Genomic DNA, 20,376 nt, shown 5'->3' on the forward strand with positions numbered 1-20,376 from the left:
TGGAGTGAAAAACATGGCAAAATTTAGTCGAACTTGGTGGGGCGATCGCTTTATCCAAGCATTAGAAGAATTTACCGATGAAAATAGATTAAAAAGGGGACGTTCCTACGCTCGTGGTGGTAAAGTTTTAAATTTTGAAATCGACAAAAACGAAATAGTTGCTCAAGTCCAAGGTTCAATAAATCCTTATTTTGGCGTTTATACAGTTCCACTTTACTGTACTGAAATAAAACTTACACCAATTCCAAAAACCAAATGGAAAGAAGTAATTAGCAAACTATCATCTAAAGCTAGCGTTGTTTCTCGGTTACTATTAAATGAAGTTCCTGAAAATATTGAAGACACATTTGCAGAATTAGGATTAAATTTACTACCCCATAGCAAAAAAGATTTTAAAACCAGTTGTTCCTGTCCGGATTATGCTAATCCATGTAAACATATTGCAGGGGTATATTACCTAGTTGCATCCCAACTGGATCGAGATCCATTTTTATTATTTGAACTGCGCGGATTATCTAAAACAGAACTACAAGAGAAATTAGCAGCATCACCATTAGGTAAAGCCCTATCTTCTCAGTTCAATACAGAAGAAATTCCTATTGAAACTAGCACATCTCTATATCCCAAGCTAGAAAAGAAAATAATTACCCAAAAACCAACATCCAAAGAATTTTGGTTAGGGAAAAAACGATTACCCCAAACTATTGAAGTTGCAAATCAAAGTGGAGTTTCAGCAATTTTAGTCAAAAAACAAGGAGATTACCCAGCTTTTTGGAATAAAGATAATTCCTTTATTGCAGCGATGGAAGAATTATATGACAGAGTGAAGGGGAAGAATCAAAATTTGATGTAAGTTTATAACCCTGATAAGCGACCTTATAGTGCTACATCTTTATAGAACGTCCCTGAAACACTCGATTTTTGAAAAAATTTTTTTTCGCTCCGCTACTCTCAAAAAGTGTAAATGAAGAAAGAGCAAAGAATAATAGAGTAAAAGTATAAAGGGCTACTGAAGAGTGCACCCTGCGGGAAGCGAGCTACGGCGAAACCCCGCAAACTACACGCAACCCAACATCGTAGTCGATGACGTAGTTGCTGCGAGAAGCAGAACGACAGCAATCAGGATCGAGGTACCAAGAACCGCCGCGCAGCAGACGGTAACGATTATCATTGTCATCCACGTCTTTTACCCATGCACTTCCATCTGTTGGCGCTCCTTCATAATTACTATGCCAAGTATCTTCACACCATTCCCACACATTCCCATGCATGTCGTATAATCCAAAGGCGTTTGCTACACCAAAACTGCCTACTTCTGTTGTTTTATTACGGTAAGTGCCCTTTGTACCAGCGCCATAAGTTGATTCTGCATTGTAATTTGCAAGGTCCGATGTGATTGTTTCGCCGAAATGAAATGGGGTAGTTGTACCTGCACGACAAGCATATTCCCATTCTGCTTCGCTGGGTAAACGGTAGTTTCTGTTAGTGTATTGAGAAAGGCGATCGCAAAATTCCACTGCATCTGACCAAGTTACTTGTTCAACTGGTCGGTTATCTCCTTTAAAATCAGATGGGTCGGGTTTGAGTTCGCGGTTTACTTGCTCGAGGGATGCGATAAATTTCCACTGTGCTTGGGTCACCTGGTATTTTCCCATGAAGAAAGTAGGAACTGTGACTTCGTGTTCCGGACGTTCATCATCACTACTACCTTCTTCGGTTTCCGGTGCACCCATTTTAAAAGTACCAGTGGGAATCTGTACCATTTCCAGTTGGACTTGGTTTCCCAAGTTTTCGATGAAGCGTTTCGCTGTTCCTGGGGAACGGTTGATAAGTATTTTTGCCATTTCAGGGATCAGGTATCAGCTGTTAGCACAATTAATATAACTTGCAGTAATCTCATTTAGCCCCACAACCCACCTTGAAATAAATTAATTTATTCGATAAACCCAATCTTCGAAAATTTTTTTCGCTCCGCTGCGCTACGCTCAAAAAGTGTAAAAAAGAAAGAGCAGAGAGTAACAGGGTAAAAGTATAAAGGGCTACTGAAGAGCCCACCCTACGGGAAGCTAGCTACGGCGAAACCCCGCAAACCACACGCAACCCAACAAGGATGTAGTCGATGACGTAGCTGAAGCGAAAAGCACAACGGCAGATTTGAGGATTGTAGTACCACGAACCGCCGCGCAGCAGCCGCCGGGAACGATTATCATTATCACTACTTTCTGCTTCTACCCACGCCCTTCCATCTGTTGGTGCTCCTTCATAATTATTATGCCAAGTATCTTCACACCATTCCCATACATTCCCGTGCATGTCATATAATCCAAAGCCGTTTGCTACACCAAAACTACCTACTTCTGTTGTTTCCTGACGGTAAGTACCCTTTGTACCAGCGCCATAAGTGTATTCAGCGTTGTAATTTGCTAGTTCCGATGTGATTGTTTCGCCAAAGTGAAATGGGGTGGTTGTACCTGCACGACAAGCATATTCCCATTCTGCTTCGCTGGGTAAACGGTAGTTTCTCTTAGTGTATTCAGAAAGGCGATCACAAAATTCCACTGCATCTGACCAATCAACAGATTCAACTGGTCGGTTATCTCCTTTAAAATCAGATGGGTCGGGTTTGAGTTCACGGTTTACTTGAGGGAGAGATGCGACAAATTTCCACTGTACTTGGGTTACCTGGTATTTTCCCATGAAGAAAGTGGGAACTGTGACTTCGTGTTGCGGACGTTCTGAGTCTCTACTACTTTCTTCGGTTTCCGGTGCACCCATTTTAAAAGTACCAGTGGGAATTTCTACCATTTCCAGTACTGTTCCATCCCCGAGATTTTCGCTAAAACCATAAGCTTGCTGACGACGACGTTTGATAATTAATTCCGTATTGCGTCGGAAAAAGCCAGTTTTTTTAAGTTCGATGGTAGCTACTTCAAATTCGAAGGGTTGAATATCTACAGCTAATTCTGGCTTATCTTTAATTTCGTCATCTTCAATAACAATCTTGGCAATTTCAAAGTTAAAATCTTCTAATGGTGGAAATGTCCCAGACTTCTGAGATTTTTCCTTTAAATATTCTGCAAACTCTGCATATTCTCCACCTAAACGTTTTAAAACGTCAGTAGTAATCTTGGCAAAAGATTGAATGCTAGTGTCCTGTTTTATTTTTTCTTTTGTTTCGTCATCCCATTCAGGATCGGGAGATAACAGCGCTGCAAAATTTTTAATGGATATACCGGCTTTTTTGGCAATATACTGGGAAACCTCATGCAGGACTTGATCTACGTCCGGTGTGGGGACAGATTCGGTTAATAAATCCCTAACTCCAACTCCTTCGACTTCGACAAAATCATAATTAGCTGTATTAGTCGCTTTGTCTCGTTTTAAAAGACCGCTCATAAAAACTTCAGCCACATGAACTTGCATTGATTCCTTTAATATTGTTTGCTGAATAAGATGAACTACAGGTAAACTTACGGGAACAGTAGCCATTAAACCAGCTAAACGTCTCGCTGTTGGGGATGCAGTTGCTCGAAAGCGATTTACCAAGTCTGCTGCGGATGGTTCATTGTTAGTATTATTGGATATCTCTGATTTTTCCGGAATTAGATTTTCCTGAAGTAAATTGGGGTCAAATAAAATCCCTGCGGTTTGAGTACTTCCAAATCCCGCGACTACCCGCGACCATTGTTTTACCGAATCCGGGTCTAGTGTAATTATAGGTAGAGTGATGCTTTGGTTTACATCCACATCTTCCCAAACTGGTAACCCCTCAACCGTAAGTTTTTTGTTGGGAACACCAGGTTCAAGGGCGTTTAACAGTACTGGATACCCAAAACCCATCGCAGTTCTCGTCCACAACCATTCTGGGAATAATTGAACAATCGCCAAACATCCAGAGTTAGACCACTTCTTTAAAATGTCGTGAATTTTTAAAGTTTGGTGAATTTTATTCTGATTTTTACCCTGATACCATATTTGAGAAGTACAATCACTAACGAACAATATTAAACGTCTACCTGCGGAGTCTAATAGTTCCTGAGGACTGCGGGGGGATTGCTGATGTGTTGATTGATTCTGCTGTGAAAAGAGTTTAATTTCACCTTTGTCATCGGTTTGTAAACTCCAAGTAAAAACAGATCGAAAAGCACCTGAGAATTCAATCAGTTGTTGAAACTCAGCAATTATTTCTCGCCAAATTATTATCGAAGGAGATTTTTCCACAACCAAAGCCAAGTCTAACCATCGTTCCGGTTCTGGCTTGAATTTTGGGAGCAAAATTCTGTTTTCGGCAAATTGCGTTACAGTTTCTTCTGCATCTAAAATCTTTCTAGTTCGAGAAGATACCTTACGCATCAGCGGACGTAACGCTCGTCCTAAAGCTAGTTTATTACGTAATGCTGGTGCTGCGGGAGCCTTAAATGGAATACTTTCTGAAGCGGATTGTGACTGAGTTTTATCATCTGACCCATTGGAAGCACTGGGAATATTGACAGATGCTGCTGGTTGTTGTAAAGACTCGGGATTCGCAGGTGTTGATGTTGGTGGTAAAGCAGTAGTTTCTTCGATCTCTGTTTTGATAATCTTCGTCTCGGTTTCTTCAGCAGATTCTTCTGGTGTAGAATCTGATGCAGAAATTTTCTCAACCTCACCCATCTGAACTGCTAACCAGAGGAGATCAGCTATTTCTTCTGCATCTAGTTCGAGTTGAGCTTGCTTCAACACAGTCCATAATTTTCCAATTCCCTCAGAGCCAGTTACCTGCTTCATGATCTATCCTATGGGTTAAGGCTTTTGAGCAATTGGTCAATTAATTCTTGCTTCTTTTGAACCTCAGGTGCATATTTACGGGTCATTAGATAAATTGCATTCAGTAATTGGTCAGTCGCCAAATTTTCTTGTTGATTGTCACGTTTTTCGATAAATTTCTTGATTAATTCCTCAGCTTCTTTTAAAAACTCAGTTTCATCTTTCCTATCCGAAAAGTGAGCTTTAACAATCTTCGTTAGCTCTTTTTCGTCGGGTTCTTTGATATCCAAACGCAAACAGCGACGTAAAAACGCAGGAGGAAAATCTCGTTCTCCATTACTGGTGAGAATCACGAAGGGAAAGTTATCGCATTGTATCCGCCCTTGGTTAATGGTAGTTTTGATATCATCTTTAGTAATATCTTCTGTTTTATCTTTATAAGCAGTTCTCACACCCACAGTTTCACATTTTTCTGTAATCCGCACTAACTCAGGGATTTCAAATTGCCCCTCTTCAAAAACATGCAATAAATCATTGGGTAAGTCAATATCGCTTTTATCAATTTCGTCAATCAGTAATGCTCGTGGTCTTTTCGATCCTGATTTCGATGGTAATAAAGCAGTTCCTAGTGGTCCAAGTTGAATATATTTACCAATGTCGTTGAGATTATTGGAATTATTTGTACTTGATTGCGGGGTTTCGCGATCGCTAATTTCGTTGGAGTTATTTGAATGATTAGTACCTGGTAGCGAGGTATCCTGAAGACGAGCGATCGCATCGTAAGAATACAGCCCATCCTTAAGAGTAGTACGAGTTGTAATTGGCCAGTACAAAACTTCACCCAATTTTAACTGATAAGCAACAGCATAAGCTAGGGATGTTTTTCCCGTACCCGGTTTCCCCGTTACTAATAAGGGTCGTCGTAGATATAAAGCTGCATTAACTAAATTAATTTCTTCTTCGCGAGCTTGAAACTTCGCACCGCGTTTTTTCTTTGTGTTTTTGTCATCATTACCATATTCACGCCAACTTGGCGGAGGTGGTAAATTGTCTATATCATCATGGGGTTTGGGATTACCAGGTTGAAAAATTTTCCAGTCAGTCATAAAAATATTCGGTCGAGTAATTCACATAGAATAATTAATATCAGGAGGTAAGCGATAAGGGTTTTCCCATAATAAGGAAATATGATTACCGATGTCAGTTTCTACATTTAGCTTGGCATTCGACCGCTCATCTTTTAGAGTATTAGGTAAGTCATGAACACAGCTACATTTCTTTAGAATTCGCTCTACTTCAGATTGACAGTAGTCAAAGTTACGTGGATTATTCCTCAACCATAAAGCCACGGGAGTTCCAGTTTTTATGATTGCAGCAAAAATACTTCCCCTACCTATCTTTTCAGGTGCTTTCACAACCTTTAGCCCAATTATTTCTTGTCTTGGGTCAACTAAATCATTCACAGTATCCTCAGAACCTAGTGAAAAAGCACTACATGCAGATTTTTCTAGTTGTTTCCACTTTCTCTCCCACGAATATCTGTATTGTTTCTTTTGGTAAAGTTGTCTCCACCGTTCGTAAGAACGCACCACAACTTTGTATTTTTGTCCAATAGCTTGTGTGTCGGGAAATCCTAAATCTAAATCCTCTATTTCCGTTCCATCTTTAAATTCCCAACAATCTACAGGATGATTTAGCAGATTTAATGGAAGAAATATTTCAATAGTTAAATTGCTATAACAATCAAAGTTATATTCAATATTTTTGTTTAAAATATCATTTAAAACATCCCCAATTTTATCAATTGTAAAAGTTTTATTTTCATACTCACTTAAATTAAGGGAATCACAGCCATCACAAATGTAATTTTCATGATTATATTTGTAATAGTTAATATCTGAAATATACGATGCTTGTATACGATAACAATCTGAATTATTGCTTGCCGAATCTTGATTACTTTTTTCAAGTACTAGTAGTAAATATGAATTTTTGTTTTTAGTATTTTCTTGTAATTTTTCTCTTTCCTGATTCAATAAATCCTCAAATTCATCTATATTTTCCTCAGCCCATTTCCTCAATAGAGAAACTAATGATGAATTTTGAATAAGTACAAGTAAATAAGCCACAAAATGCTCAATTCTTGTATACTCAGAGTCTCCTTGGCGCATTTTCAAGACATCTGCCAAAATTTCTTCTGGCTTCTCAGTTGAAATATGATTCCAGCCTTTAGGAGAACAAACTCGATATGCCTGTTGTACAATTAAAAAAGATTCATTTGTGAATTTACTCAGTATTTCTTGCAATTTTTTATTTTTACTTTCCTCCGCTTCATCCTTCAAATCTTTTATTTGTGGATCAATTTCCTCGATTTTTTTGGCAATAGAATCAAGCTGTAATTGCAAATTATTTTGTTCTACAGGATTACTTGTCATCCTTTTTTTATCAGCCACTGCTTGATAGTCTTTGTTTAGTTTTTTCTTATCCTTCTTTAAGCTTTCAAGCCGGATTTTTATGATACTTGGACTCATCTCCATAACCTAACTATTGAAGCTGTTGCTCAATTTCCTCGATTTGTTTGACAATAGAATCAAGCTGTAATTGCAAATTATTTATTTCTTGAGGATTACTTGTCATCCTCTTTTTCTCATCAACTCCTTGATAATCTTTAAGTAGTTTTTCCTTATCCTTCTTTAAGCTTTCAATTTTAATTTGTTGAATAGTACTAGTTTGTTGAATAATACTAGGTTTACTTTTCTCATCAAGACCACTCAAAATTACTCCATTCTTAGCCCGCATATATAGTACTGGTGTAGCGAAATCGCGTTTATCTAATCCGACATCCATAGAAATCCCATTACGGGTTTCTTGAATGGCTGTATCTACGGGATACCCTAGTGCAAGGGTACGGTAAAATTCATCTGCAAAAATCTTAGCAGTGGAATCAGCAATTGTATATTGCATCGCAACAACTGCGGGAATTCCACGACGTACTAGATTGGATACAGTACCTGCAAATGCTTGGTTTGCAGATACCGTTGCACTTCGACAACAGTTAAGAATAATTAAACCTAAATTGCGATTACCTAAAAAGAAGTTGGCGAAATTTTCATCATCTAATGCTTTAGCTTTGTTATATTCATCAATAAGATAGATATAGCCTTTCTCACTTTCGAAATCACCGTGACCAATAAAGTGAAACACGTTGTAAGGCTTTTCACGTAGTTTTTGTCTGATATTGCGGGTGGTAGCTTCTGTTACTACATCTAACTCGATTTGATCTCGATCTATTTGTTGTTTCAAAGCTTCGCGAATTAGTTTTTCTTCCCCGGTTGCGTCTAATGTGGCTAAATTACTAGGACTAGAGATGACTAACAGGACTTTCAAGGGTAAACTAGCGGCTTTGATATCGCGTTTTTGCAGGGGAACATCAATATACCGGGAGAGTACAGTATTGGTGTTATTTCCTAAAAAGGTATTGGTTTGCTCATCGTATAGGAATTCCCAAGGTAAGGAAGCTAATTCGGGAGATTCAAATACTAAACGCAAGCGGACACTTTGTTTCTGAGCTTGTGCACCTGCGATCGTAGCCTGGAATCGCTTATCAATTTCTTTGGGAAATAATGCTTGATAAAGTTCATTACCCAAGTCTTTTTGTAAGTCCTTGTTTGCCTGTCGGAGTTCAATAAGATTTAAAATAGGTTTAATTATTCTCTTATTTAATTGCAACTCACCCGAAACCTCGCCTTGCTCTGAGGACACGCGAATATTGTTATTTTTGTCAACTAGTATTTGAAAATCTTGATATTCCATCATCCCATCCTATTTTTTGGATCAAAACATTTGTTTTTCTCACTTTCTAAGTCTCGTTGTCATGGTTCTCTAGCTTCTGACTGAGATAACCTAGCATCATCAATCTATCTGCGACTACCATTTCCAAGTAAAATCACTTCAAAGTGAAGAACGCACCCCATGCTGATATTAACTAGCATTTAAAAGTCTATGCAATTATTTCCCAGAATTTAATCTAAAATTCAATCCAGAATATAATTACGTGTAAATCATTACGTGCGCAATGAAAAAATATGTTTTTACACATTTGGGATGCTCCCTGCCAATTTTTCTGTTATCTATCTATGAAGTAAATCTATAATTTTCTATGTCTGCAACAGGCTTGATTTAATAACCCTAAATCTATTGAATAGCTAATATCACTTACTGTACAAGTTCCACCTAATATCAGTCGACCACGATTATTTACATCATCAAAATTCAATTGGAATTAGGTAAAGTAAAATAATAAATCAAAAAATAACTTTAAAATTTTCTCTAATGGTAAATATTAAATCCAAATATCATACATCATTTAGAAGTTTTTACCTCAATCGGAATCTGAATGATAAATTTAGTACCTTTGTTAACAGTAGACTGACAGTCTAGTTTACCACCATGTTTTTCAACAATAATATTATAGCTAATAGGCATACCCATTCCAGTCCCTTGACCAACCGGTTTCGTTGTAAAGAATGGTGTGAAAATTTTTCTGCGAGTTTTTTCAGACATTCCTATACCATTATCTTCAATCGTAATTTTTATTAACTCAGCAGAATCAATTACTGATGTATTAATTTTTATTTCTCCGGTATTATCTTCTATCTCCGGATTATCCTGTCTAACTTTAATCGCTTCTTCAATCGCATCAATAGCATTACTCAGGATATTCATAAAAGCCTGATTTAATTGTCCAGCATAGCATTTAACTAATGGTAAATCGCCATATTCTTTAATGATTTGAATGTCGGGGCGTTCGCATTTTGCTTTGACGCGATGTTGTAAGATTAGTAATGTGCTGTCAATACCTTCATGAACATCCACCGCCTTAAAATCAGCTTCATCAGTTCGTGAAAAATTACGTAGTGAAAGTACAATTTGCCTGATGCGATCTGTACCCATATGCATAGAACTTAAGACCTTAGGTAAATCCTCCCTGATAAAATCCAACTCGAGTTCCTCAGCTTCATCCTCAATCTCAGATCCTGGGTCGGGGTAATGTTTTTGGTACAGCTTGATAAAACTCAACAAATTATGTGTATATTCCTCCACATGCTGAAGATTACCATGGATGAAGTTAATTGGATTATTGATTTCATGAGCAATACCAGCAACTAAATGTCCCAAGCTGGACATTTTTTCGTTTTGAATCATTTGTAATTGAGTTTGCTGGAGTTCTTCTAAGGTATTTCCCAAAACTTTTGCTTTGTATCGCAGAGCCATTTCCGAATCTCTTAACTTACTATTGCTCTGTTCTTGCTCGAGTTTAGCCGCTCGCAACTCTCTTTCAATATTCCTTCGGTAATTAATGTATTGATTGACCAAAATCAAAACCATTAACCAAGCTAATATCAAAATCCCCAGACTAATAAAACTGAAAAAAAGATACCTGGATAAGCCCAAATTATAGGAATTCAAACTTGACTGAATTCTTTCTTTCAATGCATCAGTTGTTTGCTTCATTCCTTCAGCATAAACCTGTTTCTGATTTTGGTAAGTTGGGCTAAATAGTAATGATAATGCTTCCTCTGACTTACCCTTGCGAATCAGATCAAAAGCTTGATTCTCTATTTCTACCAGTTTAGTATTAGCAGCATTTGTCTGAAATGTATGACTATCATATGTTTCGGGTGCCAGACTAATTGCTTTCTTAATCCTAGCATCTAATTTGGATTCAAACTGCCGATACCGATCTTCCCATTTCAAATCACCTGTAGTTGCAGCCATGCGTGCGGACATAGTTAGTACTTCGTCAAGATGGATTATTTCACCACTCAAACGTTGCAACTCAAACTCTGTAGTTATTACATAATTAAAATTCTGTTTAATTTCCCAAATATTCCAGCTTCCCAGAGCAACGAACACCAAGCTTAAGATTACAGCTATGGTCAGAACACGCAGAAGGAATTTATTGGCATGATGCTTTAATCTCTTAATGAACAAATTCATAGGAATTGTTTTCTGACTGAGAATAAATTAGCTTAATACTAAGCTCGTTTAATACAGAATTATATGCAGTCGTACACCGCTATTTTAAGAGGAGACAGAGCCAGAAACAGAATACTTTTGACACCACTTTCTTGTTTTTTAGCTCTACCTCATTTACTTGGAATCCGCTATTGTTGAGGATGAAATATCGGAGTTTATCGTCAAAAAGTAAACACAATATATTATGCTTTTGTTGTCGTGATGTTAAGTAAATCTTTTACAAATCAAGCACTAGATTACCAAATATCTTTTATATCCTACTAGCTTATATCCTACTAGCTAAATTTGTTAACTGTTTAAAATTGACTAACCTCAACACTTGATTGACTTCATCTATTGCAATCCAATTTTTCTCAGCCAATTTTTCCATAATTTTAGTTGTTTCTTCCAAACTAATTTCTGTAACATCTGCTAAATCCTGAAAAGGAATATTAAAAATTTCCTTATTATTCTCTTGACCGCAATTCTCACCCAGAGTTATTAAACTATGGGCTAATTTAACAGCTGGTGGTGCAAGGCGCATCTCCAAACGGAGATTTGTTTGTCGTAACCGACGCACCATTAACTGTAACATTCGGTGGTGTAACTGGGAATCTTTAAATAAAATTTGAATAAAGCGATCTCGAGATATACTGAAGAGCTTAACTCTAGAAAGAGCAATAACATCGGTAGAACGGGGAGATTCGTCCAAGATTGCCATTTCTCCAAAAAATTCGCCTTTCCCTAAAATAGCTACAGCACTAGAATTTTCGTTTGCAGTCCGACGAACTTTTACCCAGCCATCGACAATAAAATAAACTGCGTTACCCCAGGAGTCTTCCATCAAAACGGCTCTTCCTGCAGGATATTCGTGTTCTGTCGCTACATTCAACAACCACTCCAGGGTTTGCGGATTGGCTGTACTCATTAAGGGAAATATTTCACTGAAAAATATTGCTTGCATGGAATGTCTGCAACTAGCTAAGTATGCAATTTAAAATTATTTTTATAACTAAAAAACTTATGTAATAGTTCCAGTTAATAGAAAAAAAATTTACAGAACCCAAGCTCTGAAGTGGGATTGTTTGATGATCCCGGTTCCGTTTAGATAAATCCTGAGATTATCATTTTAAAACCAAAAGCATCATAATAAATTTAATTTTTACTTACTTGGCATCGGTAACCTTAATATTACTTAGATTTACTCTTACGTTTTAGTAAAAAACTTGTGATTAACATATCTTAATGATAACGTTTTAGTTATACTTACAAAGTAATTAAACTTTTTCATATTGCTTACTATGAAATTGTATAAAGTACAGACTTAGAACATCAAATTGATTTCAGCCGAAACCTTAAATTCTTTTATATTCTAGGATTACATTACAACATAATAAGTTACTGAACGAAATCAGCGTTTATACTGACATCGCCCCAACTTACTAGACTATTTAAATTTTATTGGTGATTTACATGTATTTGTCCTGGGCAACTCATAAGTAGCAATTTTAACAAGTAATAGATTTAATTTGTCTATCCAAATTTTTTAACAATCTGTTGAGTGATTTGAGAGATTCGATTCTTTCTGGATTCTTACTAGAACTGCGTAATAACTTCCCTTGCAATTCGTGTAATTTATAACTTAGTCTTTGAGATATACTTAATACATCTTCACTAAGACGCGATACCTGTTGATTTTGATAAAACTTTAATGCAGCTCCGCGTAACACCTGTAATGTAGCCTCTTCTCCGTACATTCCCGGCATTATTCGCAGACGTAGTAACACTCGTTGTTTTTGGTAGATGTATTCTTTTTCGATTTGCTGAACTTCTGTTATTGTGGCAATAGACTGGTTGGTAAATCGCTTTAACTCATTCAATACTCCCTGAAAAAGAGATAATTGCAACTCCTCAAGGATGGACTGAATCGCACCATTCTCGCTCCAAAGTATTCGACCATGGTAAGGTCTTCTTTCCAAGTACAATCGACCGATACCACCAGTTACAACTCTTGCTAACAATTCTTCCAATATTCTTCTTGGTGGAAGAACTACAATTTGATCTATAGAAATTGAGGAGTTTCTTTGAGGTAACTGTAAAACTGGTAAGTAATTTACAGATTTAGATTCCGTAAATGATCGGTTCAAGGAAGTTATCTGTATATTTTCTCGCTCCGGAAATGAATTTAGGGAAGAACTAACATTATCAACAGATAATTGCTCGGGTGGACTTGAGGAAATTTCTGCTTCAGAGCTATTTGTTTTAGTATCTCCTATCTCGTCATTCGCTGCTTCATTTAGATCTAAAACTTTTCCTGAATCTATTTCTGTAGATGTATTTTTATGATTTAGGTACGCTGAAAGCATATCTCTATGGATTTCAGGTCTAATTATCTCAGTAGCGATCGCACAATTCATGTAAACTAATATGCTGTTGACATAATCTAGTGCTTCCCGATCTTCTGGATTAACGATACCCAATAGCAAATTATTATTCTCTAATTTTAAAGGTAATATTTGGTGGTATAAGCAAGCTTCAAAGGAAATCACTCTATCAATCAGCGAAAATAGTCGCTTTTGGTTTTCCTTATCCAATAACCCAGCTACATTATTAGATGAATTTTGCTGGTTAGCTTCTGACGTATTTTTCGATATTTCCCCTGAAGACGACATAAGTTCGACTGCTTGTTATTTGGACTTGTACTGAATTGTGTTTCCATCTTAATCGCAGTACAGAAGCATATGTCTTAAATTAAGACAATAGTTAAATAAGTTACTTTTATACCTAGTGATATTCAGCGAAAAGTAAAAATAGGTGGATGAGGGAAAAGTCCCAAATCCAAGGATACTGCACTTTTGGTGCATAATTATTGTTGTGTCCTCAAGGTTTGAGCCGCTAGATAAATTTTAGTCCATTCACCCATTACTTGATGCGTCCTCATTTTTAACTGTTGAGCAATTGCATCCAATGCTACTCCATCTTTAAGCAATACAAGAATTTTGGATTGTTTTTGAGTTAGTTTGTCTTGCAATTCTTCCCATTTGTGGGGTGTCAAACCTAAATTATGCTCTTCGATGGATACACCCAACCAGTTATCTACTAATTGCGGTTTATTTTTTAGAGCAAAGACTCTTACTGCGTGATAGCTAATCTTTTCTCGCAGGCGGTAAACTTCTTTAATAGGTTTGTTTAGACTTTTCGCTATTTCATCTTGTGACTTACCTTGTAAATATAACTTCAACCAAGTAACTGCATTCTCTCCAAGATTTTCATTTTCTCGCAGATACTCTTCAAACTTTTCTTTGACTTCATGACGCAATAATTGCTGCTCTTCGCGATCTTGCTCTTCCTGGTATTCAGCAACTGCTTGTGAGTCTAGTAAGTTAACTCGGTTCTCGTTATCATCCGTAAGCATTTCATCAGATACCATGCGAATCATATCATTGCTTGGAACCTGAGTTAAGCCGCCACGTTGGGAACGACGCAGGTAATTTACGAAACGATAAGCCAACAAAGGTTGATTTCGTACCGGACGCAAGCAATATTCTTCTATACTGGCAAACAAAAGGGCATCATTTAGACGAGCATTGTTTGTTATGTTAGAGATAAAAGCCATTTGCTGGCGCATATAATTGTCGTTTTGGAGTAGTTCCTGTATTACTTCTTGCAATACATCTAGGACTTTGCGCTGGCGATCGCGCGAGAGTGCGATCCAAGTCTGAATTTTACTCCTCAATGTTGCCAAACTTCCCAATCTGACTATGAGATTACGGTACGCACGTTCCCTTCCTACTCCTAAATAACGTTGTTGCAGGATTCGGTATTTATACTCCATCGCTTGTTTCGCAATTTGTAATTCCCTACCATGTAAACCATTGAAACGCTGAGTATCATTACCTAAAAGCCAACAAATAATATGTTCTCTATTTTCTAAGCTTTGCTTTGGACATTCCGCAGCCAACCTTGTTCTCCAAGCTTTTGCAAACTCTTGCTCAATTTTCATTTCAAGATTGCGCTCCTTCAAACCCTGCCTTAAAGTATTCATTACAACCCCCACTTAACATTTTTGATAATATAGTTAGTACCCGGTTCAGATCGCTTATTATTTTGGTTGACATTTAATTGGTCTCACTTTAATTACGTTTCGATTCCCTGGACTTATGCATTTTGCCATATACCTTAACCACAAATTATGATTTTAATCGTGGAGATTACCCTTGACTGTACGTTTTCATAATTTTTCTACCTTTTAACTTTTGTAAATGGTAATATTGGGATATTGTTTAAAAATATCTTCTCAGATCCTATAAGGTATAGGTCAAATCATGAAGAATTTGAGGGAATTTTACGCAACATGAGCAAGTAAATGAAGAAATGATTTCTACTTGTGCGGCATTATCAAAACGCAGCAAGCAGATTGCTTCAAATTAGATGCATACCAAAATACATTTCATCCCAAAATTTTCTCACTTCAAAATGTCCCCAGCCAAAAAAGTATAAAAACACACCAATGCTTTGCAAGTAAAGAAATGCATCAGGGAATGAATCAATTTTGGTTATTCAATTTTAGTTATTGAATTGGATGTTTTATTAGATTTGTTTTTGAGTGTATTAAATTTTATGTTTATTCATCTGCGTATATGAAATTATGTACTAGAGCATTAACCCTTGGCAACTGTTTATTTATAACAATTTTTATTGTTTAATAAAGCTTCAAACTTATGAGTCTATTTTGGTTAATGTAATTTTGACTAATACATAACTTAGGCGCAAATAACGTAATTACATTCATTGCGATTTGAGGTTGACCCATGTAGGATTTCTGTAAGGGAGTAGCAATCCCAAAGCATTGATAATAATTCTGAAGAGACTCGCAATACCTAGATCCTGCGGTGTCAGGGAAGCGATCCCATTTTACGAAGCGCTAAGGTAACGAATATCTCAGTCATATATATAGACTAATTTACAGTCGATTTCATCTAAATGATGTACACTTCATATCTTTAATAATAGAAGAGAGCAGGGACGAGGATAAATATATCTTATCTACTTGCAAAGTGCTGTATAAATTACGATCAACTTTCTAGGGTATTTGGTTTATGTTACAAATAACCAGAATAAGTTACAAAAATGCGATCAGGTATACTTAAAATCAGTTTTATAATTAGAGTTAATTTAAATAGAAAAAATTAAATAGAAAGGTTAGTAAATTTTTTCATGCTCTACTATTTTTGTATTTATAATCATAAATATTGTCCTTAGTTGTATATGGACTAAGGACAGAGAATTAAGAGCAAATACTAATTAATTAAAAATAATTAACGACCATTTGATCTACGAACGATTGGATTCTCTACTGCCAAACGATATTGTTCAACAGCTTCAGTATAAGCAATTGGTAAAACAGCTTCAACATTTTCATGAGGACGGGGAATAATCACCCAAGATTCTAATGTTCCACCATGGCATTTTTCAGAAGCTTCTATTCCAGCATCCATTGCAGCTTTTACTTCTTGTACGTCACCACGAATGTTTATTGTAAAGCGGGCACTACCAACCCTAATATAACCGACAAGAGTTACTCGACCAGCTTTTACCATTGCATCAGCTGCAGCTAATACAGCAGGAAAGCCTTTTGTTTCTAACGATCCAACTGCCTGTAGTGGCATTGGTTATCTCCTAATATTAATGGACAAATGGGGGATAGAAGTTTATTTTACGAATCTTTCTATACAATTGGCATAATAGTTTTTTAATCGTTGCGTTTGAATTGCTTATACGAATGCAATAAAAAATCATTAAAAAAAAAGGAAGCTCTGTGCATTCACTAAAAATTTAAGTTACATTTATATTAAATCATCAATAATATTTTATTTGAAGTTAGATATTTTTTAAAGCAATAGGTACGATCCTAAATTGTACTGACTGGCTAATTCAAAATAAACGAAATGGTTCTGATTCTGGAGTATGGTGAATTGGTAGAATACTTTCTACATTTTCTGGGGGATTAGGAACAATATAATAGGTTATTACTTTACCTCCGTATGCATTATTACCTGCTTCAATTCCAGCTTCAACAGACCTTTCTACCTCAGCAACTTGTCCTCTCACAGCAACAAAGAAACGAGCGCTTTCCGACTTGTCAGATTGAACAATAGTGACCTCAGCGGCTTTAACCATTGCATCTGCTGCTGCAAGTACTGCCGGAAAACCTTGAGTTTCAACAACTCCAACTGCCATTGGCATGGCTTTAATCTCCAGATGTACGTATAAGTATCCTTTATTATACGTTTTTTTTGATCCTTAAATAAACATTACCTGAGTTTGGGTATGACTTTCCAAAAAATGGGATATTTCGACCCAGACTAAGGGGAATTCATCCATACTTTCAACTTCTTCAAAGTTAATTTTGCCAATCTCAGAAAAAGAAAATCATATGAGAAGAGTAGTATTCTTTTCTAGTTGAGTTTTATCCAAAGCAATTAGATCGGTTGAGAATCGTTATGATTTTTCCACCTATCTAATTACTTTTGGGCGTAATTTATATACTGATACAATACCTATCAGAACAAGTTGTTAGTAGTATAAATTGATATATCTTTTATTTTTTTGAGAGCTTTAATCGCATCTGATTTCATAGTTTTGCGGTTAATTTGACAACTCGTGTTGAAATACTTCTGAGCCCCAAAGAAAGAAAACTTATATTCTTCACTACCTCTGAGAAAATCATATATCTGGAAATTATTATCTATAGCTTTTTTAATGCTATAAGCCATCATGACTCTACCAGGCGATAACTTAGAATACTCAGAATTATATCCAGTCATGTAACCATAGGCTCTTTTTTTATTAAGGTCGACAAACATACCTGTTGCTGCAATAGGTTTTTTTTGATCCCAAAGTACGCTCAGCCATAAATTATTATTCTCAGCACAGCGTTGAAATATATCGCGATACATATTCAATAAACTTTTAGGTTGGGAGCCTCTTTGCATCTGCATCAATTTCAATAACGCATCTAGTTGAGTTTTAAAATTATTCCTATGGGTTTCTTCTAAGTGAATGTTGCTCTGTTTTTCTACTTGTCTAAGTGCGTGACGTACATTTTTACGAGCTTTAGGACCCAAGAATTTCTTGAGATACTCTTCCCAACTACTAGGTAAAGGAATATAAGAATATGAATGTTCTTCAATGGACTCTATATGAAACTTATCTTTGCGGAAATATTTAAGGAAACTACTTAGTTGAGAGCCCAATATATTTTGTATTTGAAAGCGATCCCATTCCAAGTTTTCTTGAATGTAGGTAGCAAAATTTTGAATTGCTTCTTCTTCAAATTCCGGCAAACAAACAAATCCTCTATGATCTGCGAGGGGATCCCCTGCTGTATGAAGTGCTCGATATAGTTTTACTCCATTCCACTTCCAAGAATGTATGACTATTGGAAAGAAAGCAATATATCCAGAATCTTGATCGGATTGGAGAGCTAGAATTAACCATTCGTCGGAGTTCACTTCTAGCCAACCACGCAACCATGACCAAGACAAGAATACCTGCGCATGTTTATCGGAATCATAAACTTGATTCCAAGCAGTTTTTAGCTTATCAAATTCCTCGATGCGATTAATGATGCTAGTAAACATATTTCATTTAAAAACAAAAACCCATGAGAGAATATTAAGCTTCTGCTAGCACTAAGTTCAATAAAATACATTAAAGCTTCAGTGAATTTTATTTAAATTTAGAAAATAGTTAGTGTTAAGTTAATTTAAAATAAGAAGTAAGTACAGTATTTCTACTTATGTTTTTTGTTTAGCTGTTAAGTCAAAACAATATCATCAAAGACTATTATGCTTATTGTCTAGCTTTGATATGTTTGCACTACAAGTGTGTAATCAACGCATATCAATCTTGGCGTTCTCTTTAGTTCTGACGTATTGGTGCATCGCTACAATATGGCACATCGCAAAGCAGAAGAAAATGTTTTACTTGCTTTTCTGGCTTTATTATGGTTTTACCATGATATTGCCGTACATTAAAACCTAAATAATCAAATCCTTGTTCAATGTGAACGAATTTTGTTTTTTCGCTTGTTGAGTTCTAGACCCCTAACTTTAGGGACTTCCAAGGAATAAATTATCCAAAAAAACTCAATTCATCTGACTTTATGAGAATGATAATTATGAGTACTACGTTGGTATGTCCTGTTAATTTCGCCGTATCTCCGATTCTCCGTCAGTTTTGGGCTAAATATTGTTGAAAAAACTGAGTTGTTTCAGTCCAAGCTTTCTTGGCAGCTTCCGCAACGTAATTTTTTCCGCTAGGATTAGCAAAAGCATGTCCAGCATTATCATAAATTTGAATATCTGCTTGTTTACCTAATTCCTTGAGAGTCTTTTCAAATTTACGTACGGTACTAACAGGAATCGAAGCATCTTCAGCCCCAAAAATTCCTAAAATTGGCATTTGCAATGTTTTCAGTTGCTCCGGTTTTGCATCGCCAATTTGTCCGCCATAATAAATGACCGTAGCATCTATATCTTTTGGTAACAAAATTGCAGTTTGCAAAGACCAACTACCACCAAAACACCAACCAATTACCCCAACTTTAGAAGCTTTGTTTTGATTGACTAAATATTCATAAGCTTGCTTAAGATTATCCTTCGCTGGATCGGGATTTTTCGATACTGCTTGGAGTAACTTGAGAGCTTCCTCTGGAGATTCAGTTACTTTACCGTTGTATAAATCTACAGCTAAAACTTGATAACCTTCACCCGCTAATCGTCGCGCTACAGATTCGATATTTTCATTTAGTCCCCACCATTCATGAATTGCAATAATTCCTGGTAAGGGTTTAGTTGTGGCTTTCGGTTGAGCGAAATAACCTGTGATTTTCTCACCATTGACAGTAGCATAATTGACTTTTTTAGCTGTAACTTCAACCTTGGGTTTTGCTAGAGCAATTTCCGTTGCTACCGGTTGGTCGTTGTGGTGTGCGATCGCGAGGGATTGGCTTGTATCCTGGCTAAAATTAAAGTTATGCAACCCGAGGTTAAATAGTAAAGTGGCAATTAAAAGTACAGAATAAATAATTATCCACCTGTAGTTTTTTTTATTCATAACCAAATTTCACCATGAAAATAACGTTTTTAATATAGCCAAAAATGATATAGCCTTAAGCGTAACTTATAAAAATGTACTAATAATAAATGAAGGCTAGTGAGTTTTCCCGGTGAATAAATCACTAACAATTACCTTTGCTCCTGCACGACTTAAAGCAAAGGCTGTTTCTCGTCCAATTCTCGTAGTTTCTCCAGTTATATCATGTCCGCTTAATTACTTATGAAAAAATATGTTTGTTTGTCAATACCTTTGCCAAAATAGGAGCCTAGAAAAATTGTGGCAAAAATAGCAAAAATACCCATATATGAGTGTTTCGCTTATAAAATAGTCTGAGTTCTTAGAACCTTTATGCTGTAAGCAACACGTTAAAAATAGCTTTGCGTAAAACTGTGAAGGAATTTTTAGGACTTATTGTTTTTGCCAAGCATCGGAGAAATGGGAGTTTACACATCAACTCACCCTCGTAAATTGGCGAAGGTATTGTTAGTT

Annotated in this window: 14 protein-coding genes; 1 reads left to right on the forward strand and 13 read right to left on the reverse strand. The window is 36.3% G+C overall.

Going from position 1 to position 20,376, the window contains the following annotated elements; genetic code table 11:
• Positions 1-13: 13 nt before the first annotated feature.
• Positions 14-853 carry an SWIM zinc finger family protein gene (locus QNJ50_RS12860; protein WP_300635840.1) on the forward strand — a complete coding sequence of 280 codons (840 nt, stop codon included), beginning with the start codon at positions 14-16 and terminating at the stop codon, positions 851-853.
• A gap of 184 nt (positions 854-1,037) precedes the next feature.
• Here QNJ50_RS12860 and QNJ50_RS12865 read toward each other — a convergent pair whose 3' ends face one another.
• The 13 genes from QNJ50_RS12865 to QNJ50_RS12925 form a co-directional block, all read right to left on the reverse strand.
• Positions 1,038-1,844 carry a formylglycine-generating enzyme family protein gene (locus tag QNJ50_RS12865; RefSeq protein WP_300635841.1) on the reverse strand — a complete coding sequence of 269 codons (807 nt, stop codon included), beginning with the start codon at positions 1,842-1,844 and terminating at the stop codon, positions 1,038-1,040.
• A gap of 226 nt (positions 1,845-2,070) precedes the next feature.
• On the reverse strand, positions 2,071-4,767 hold the full coding sequence (locus QNJ50_RS12870) for a formylglycine-generating enzyme family protein (protein ID WP_300635842.1): 2,697 nt from the start codon (positions 4,765-4,767) through the stop codon (positions 2,071-2,073).
• Positions 4,768-4,775: 8 nt separating this feature from the next.
• Positions 4,776-5,852, reverse strand: a complete 1,077-nt coding sequence (locus tag QNJ50_RS12875) for a MoxR family ATPase (RefSeq protein WP_300635843.1) — start codon at positions 5,850-5,852, stop codon at positions 4,776-4,778.
• Positions 5,853-5,873: 21 nt separating this feature from the next.
• Entirely contained in the window at positions 5,874-7,277 is a 1,404-nt protein-coding gene (locus tag QNJ50_RS12880) for a hypothetical protein (RefSeq protein WP_300635844.1), read from the reverse strand.
• 13 nt (positions 7,278-7,290) lie between these two features.
• Positions 7,291-8,562 carry a CHAT domain-containing protein gene (locus QNJ50_RS12885; protein WP_300635845.1) on the reverse strand — a complete coding sequence of 424 codons (1,272 nt, stop codon included), beginning with the start codon at positions 8,560-8,562 and terminating at the stop codon, positions 7,291-7,293.
• A 546-nt stretch (positions 8,563-9,108) separates the two neighbouring features.
• On the reverse strand, positions 9,109-10,746 hold the full coding sequence (locus QNJ50_RS12890) for an ATP-binding protein (protein WP_300635846.1): 1,638 nt from the start codon (positions 10,744-10,746) through the stop codon (positions 9,109-9,111).
• A gap of 304 nt (positions 10,747-11,050) precedes the next feature.
• On the reverse strand, positions 11,051-11,728 hold the full coding sequence (locus QNJ50_RS12895; protein WP_300635847.1) for a Crp/Fnr family transcriptional regulator: 678 nt from the start codon (positions 11,726-11,728) through the stop codon (positions 11,051-11,053).
• Between the two features lie 544 nt (positions 11,729-12,272).
• Positions 12,273-13,436, reverse strand: a complete 1,164-nt coding sequence (locus QNJ50_RS12900) for a pilus assembly protein PilB (RefSeq protein ID WP_300635848.1) — start codon at positions 13,434-13,436, stop codon at positions 12,273-12,275.
• A 194-nt stretch (positions 13,437-13,630) separates the two neighbouring features.
• Complete coding sequence (locus QNJ50_RS12905; RefSeq protein ID WP_300635849.1) at positions 13,631-14,821, reverse strand: HetZ-related protein 2; 1,191 nt, start codon at positions 14,819-14,821, stop codon at positions 13,631-13,633.
• Between the two features lie 1,261 nt (positions 14,822-16,082).
• Entirely contained in the window at positions 16,083-16,433 is a 351-nt protein-coding gene (locus QNJ50_RS12910) for a carbon dioxide-concentrating mechanism protein CcmK (RefSeq protein ID WP_300635850.1), read from the reverse strand.
• A gap of 265 nt (positions 16,434-16,698) precedes the next feature.
• Positions 16,699-17,010: a BMC domain-containing protein gene (locus QNJ50_RS12915; protein ID WP_027841493.1), complete on the reverse strand. Its 312-nt coding sequence runs from the start codon at positions 17,008-17,010 to the stop codon at positions 16,699-16,701.
• Positions 17,011-17,327: 317 nt separating this feature from the next.
• Positions 17,328-18,407, reverse strand: coding sequence for a GNAT family N-acetyltransferase (locus QNJ50_RS12920; RefSeq protein ID WP_300635851.1), 1,080 nt, complete (start codon positions 18,405-18,407; stop codon positions 17,328-17,330).
• Between the two features lie 592 nt (positions 18,408-18,999).
• Complete coding sequence (locus QNJ50_RS12925) at positions 19,000-19,884, reverse strand: dienelactone hydrolase family protein (protein ID WP_300635852.1); 885 nt, start codon at positions 19,882-19,884, stop codon at positions 19,000-19,002.
• Positions 19,885-20,376: the final 492 nt, after the last annotated feature.

It is taken from the genome of Mastigocoleus sp. MO_188.B34 (assembly GCF_030065675.1).
Lineage (GTDB): Bacteria > Cyanobacteriota > Cyanobacteriia > Cyanobacteriales > Nostocaceae > Mastigocoleus.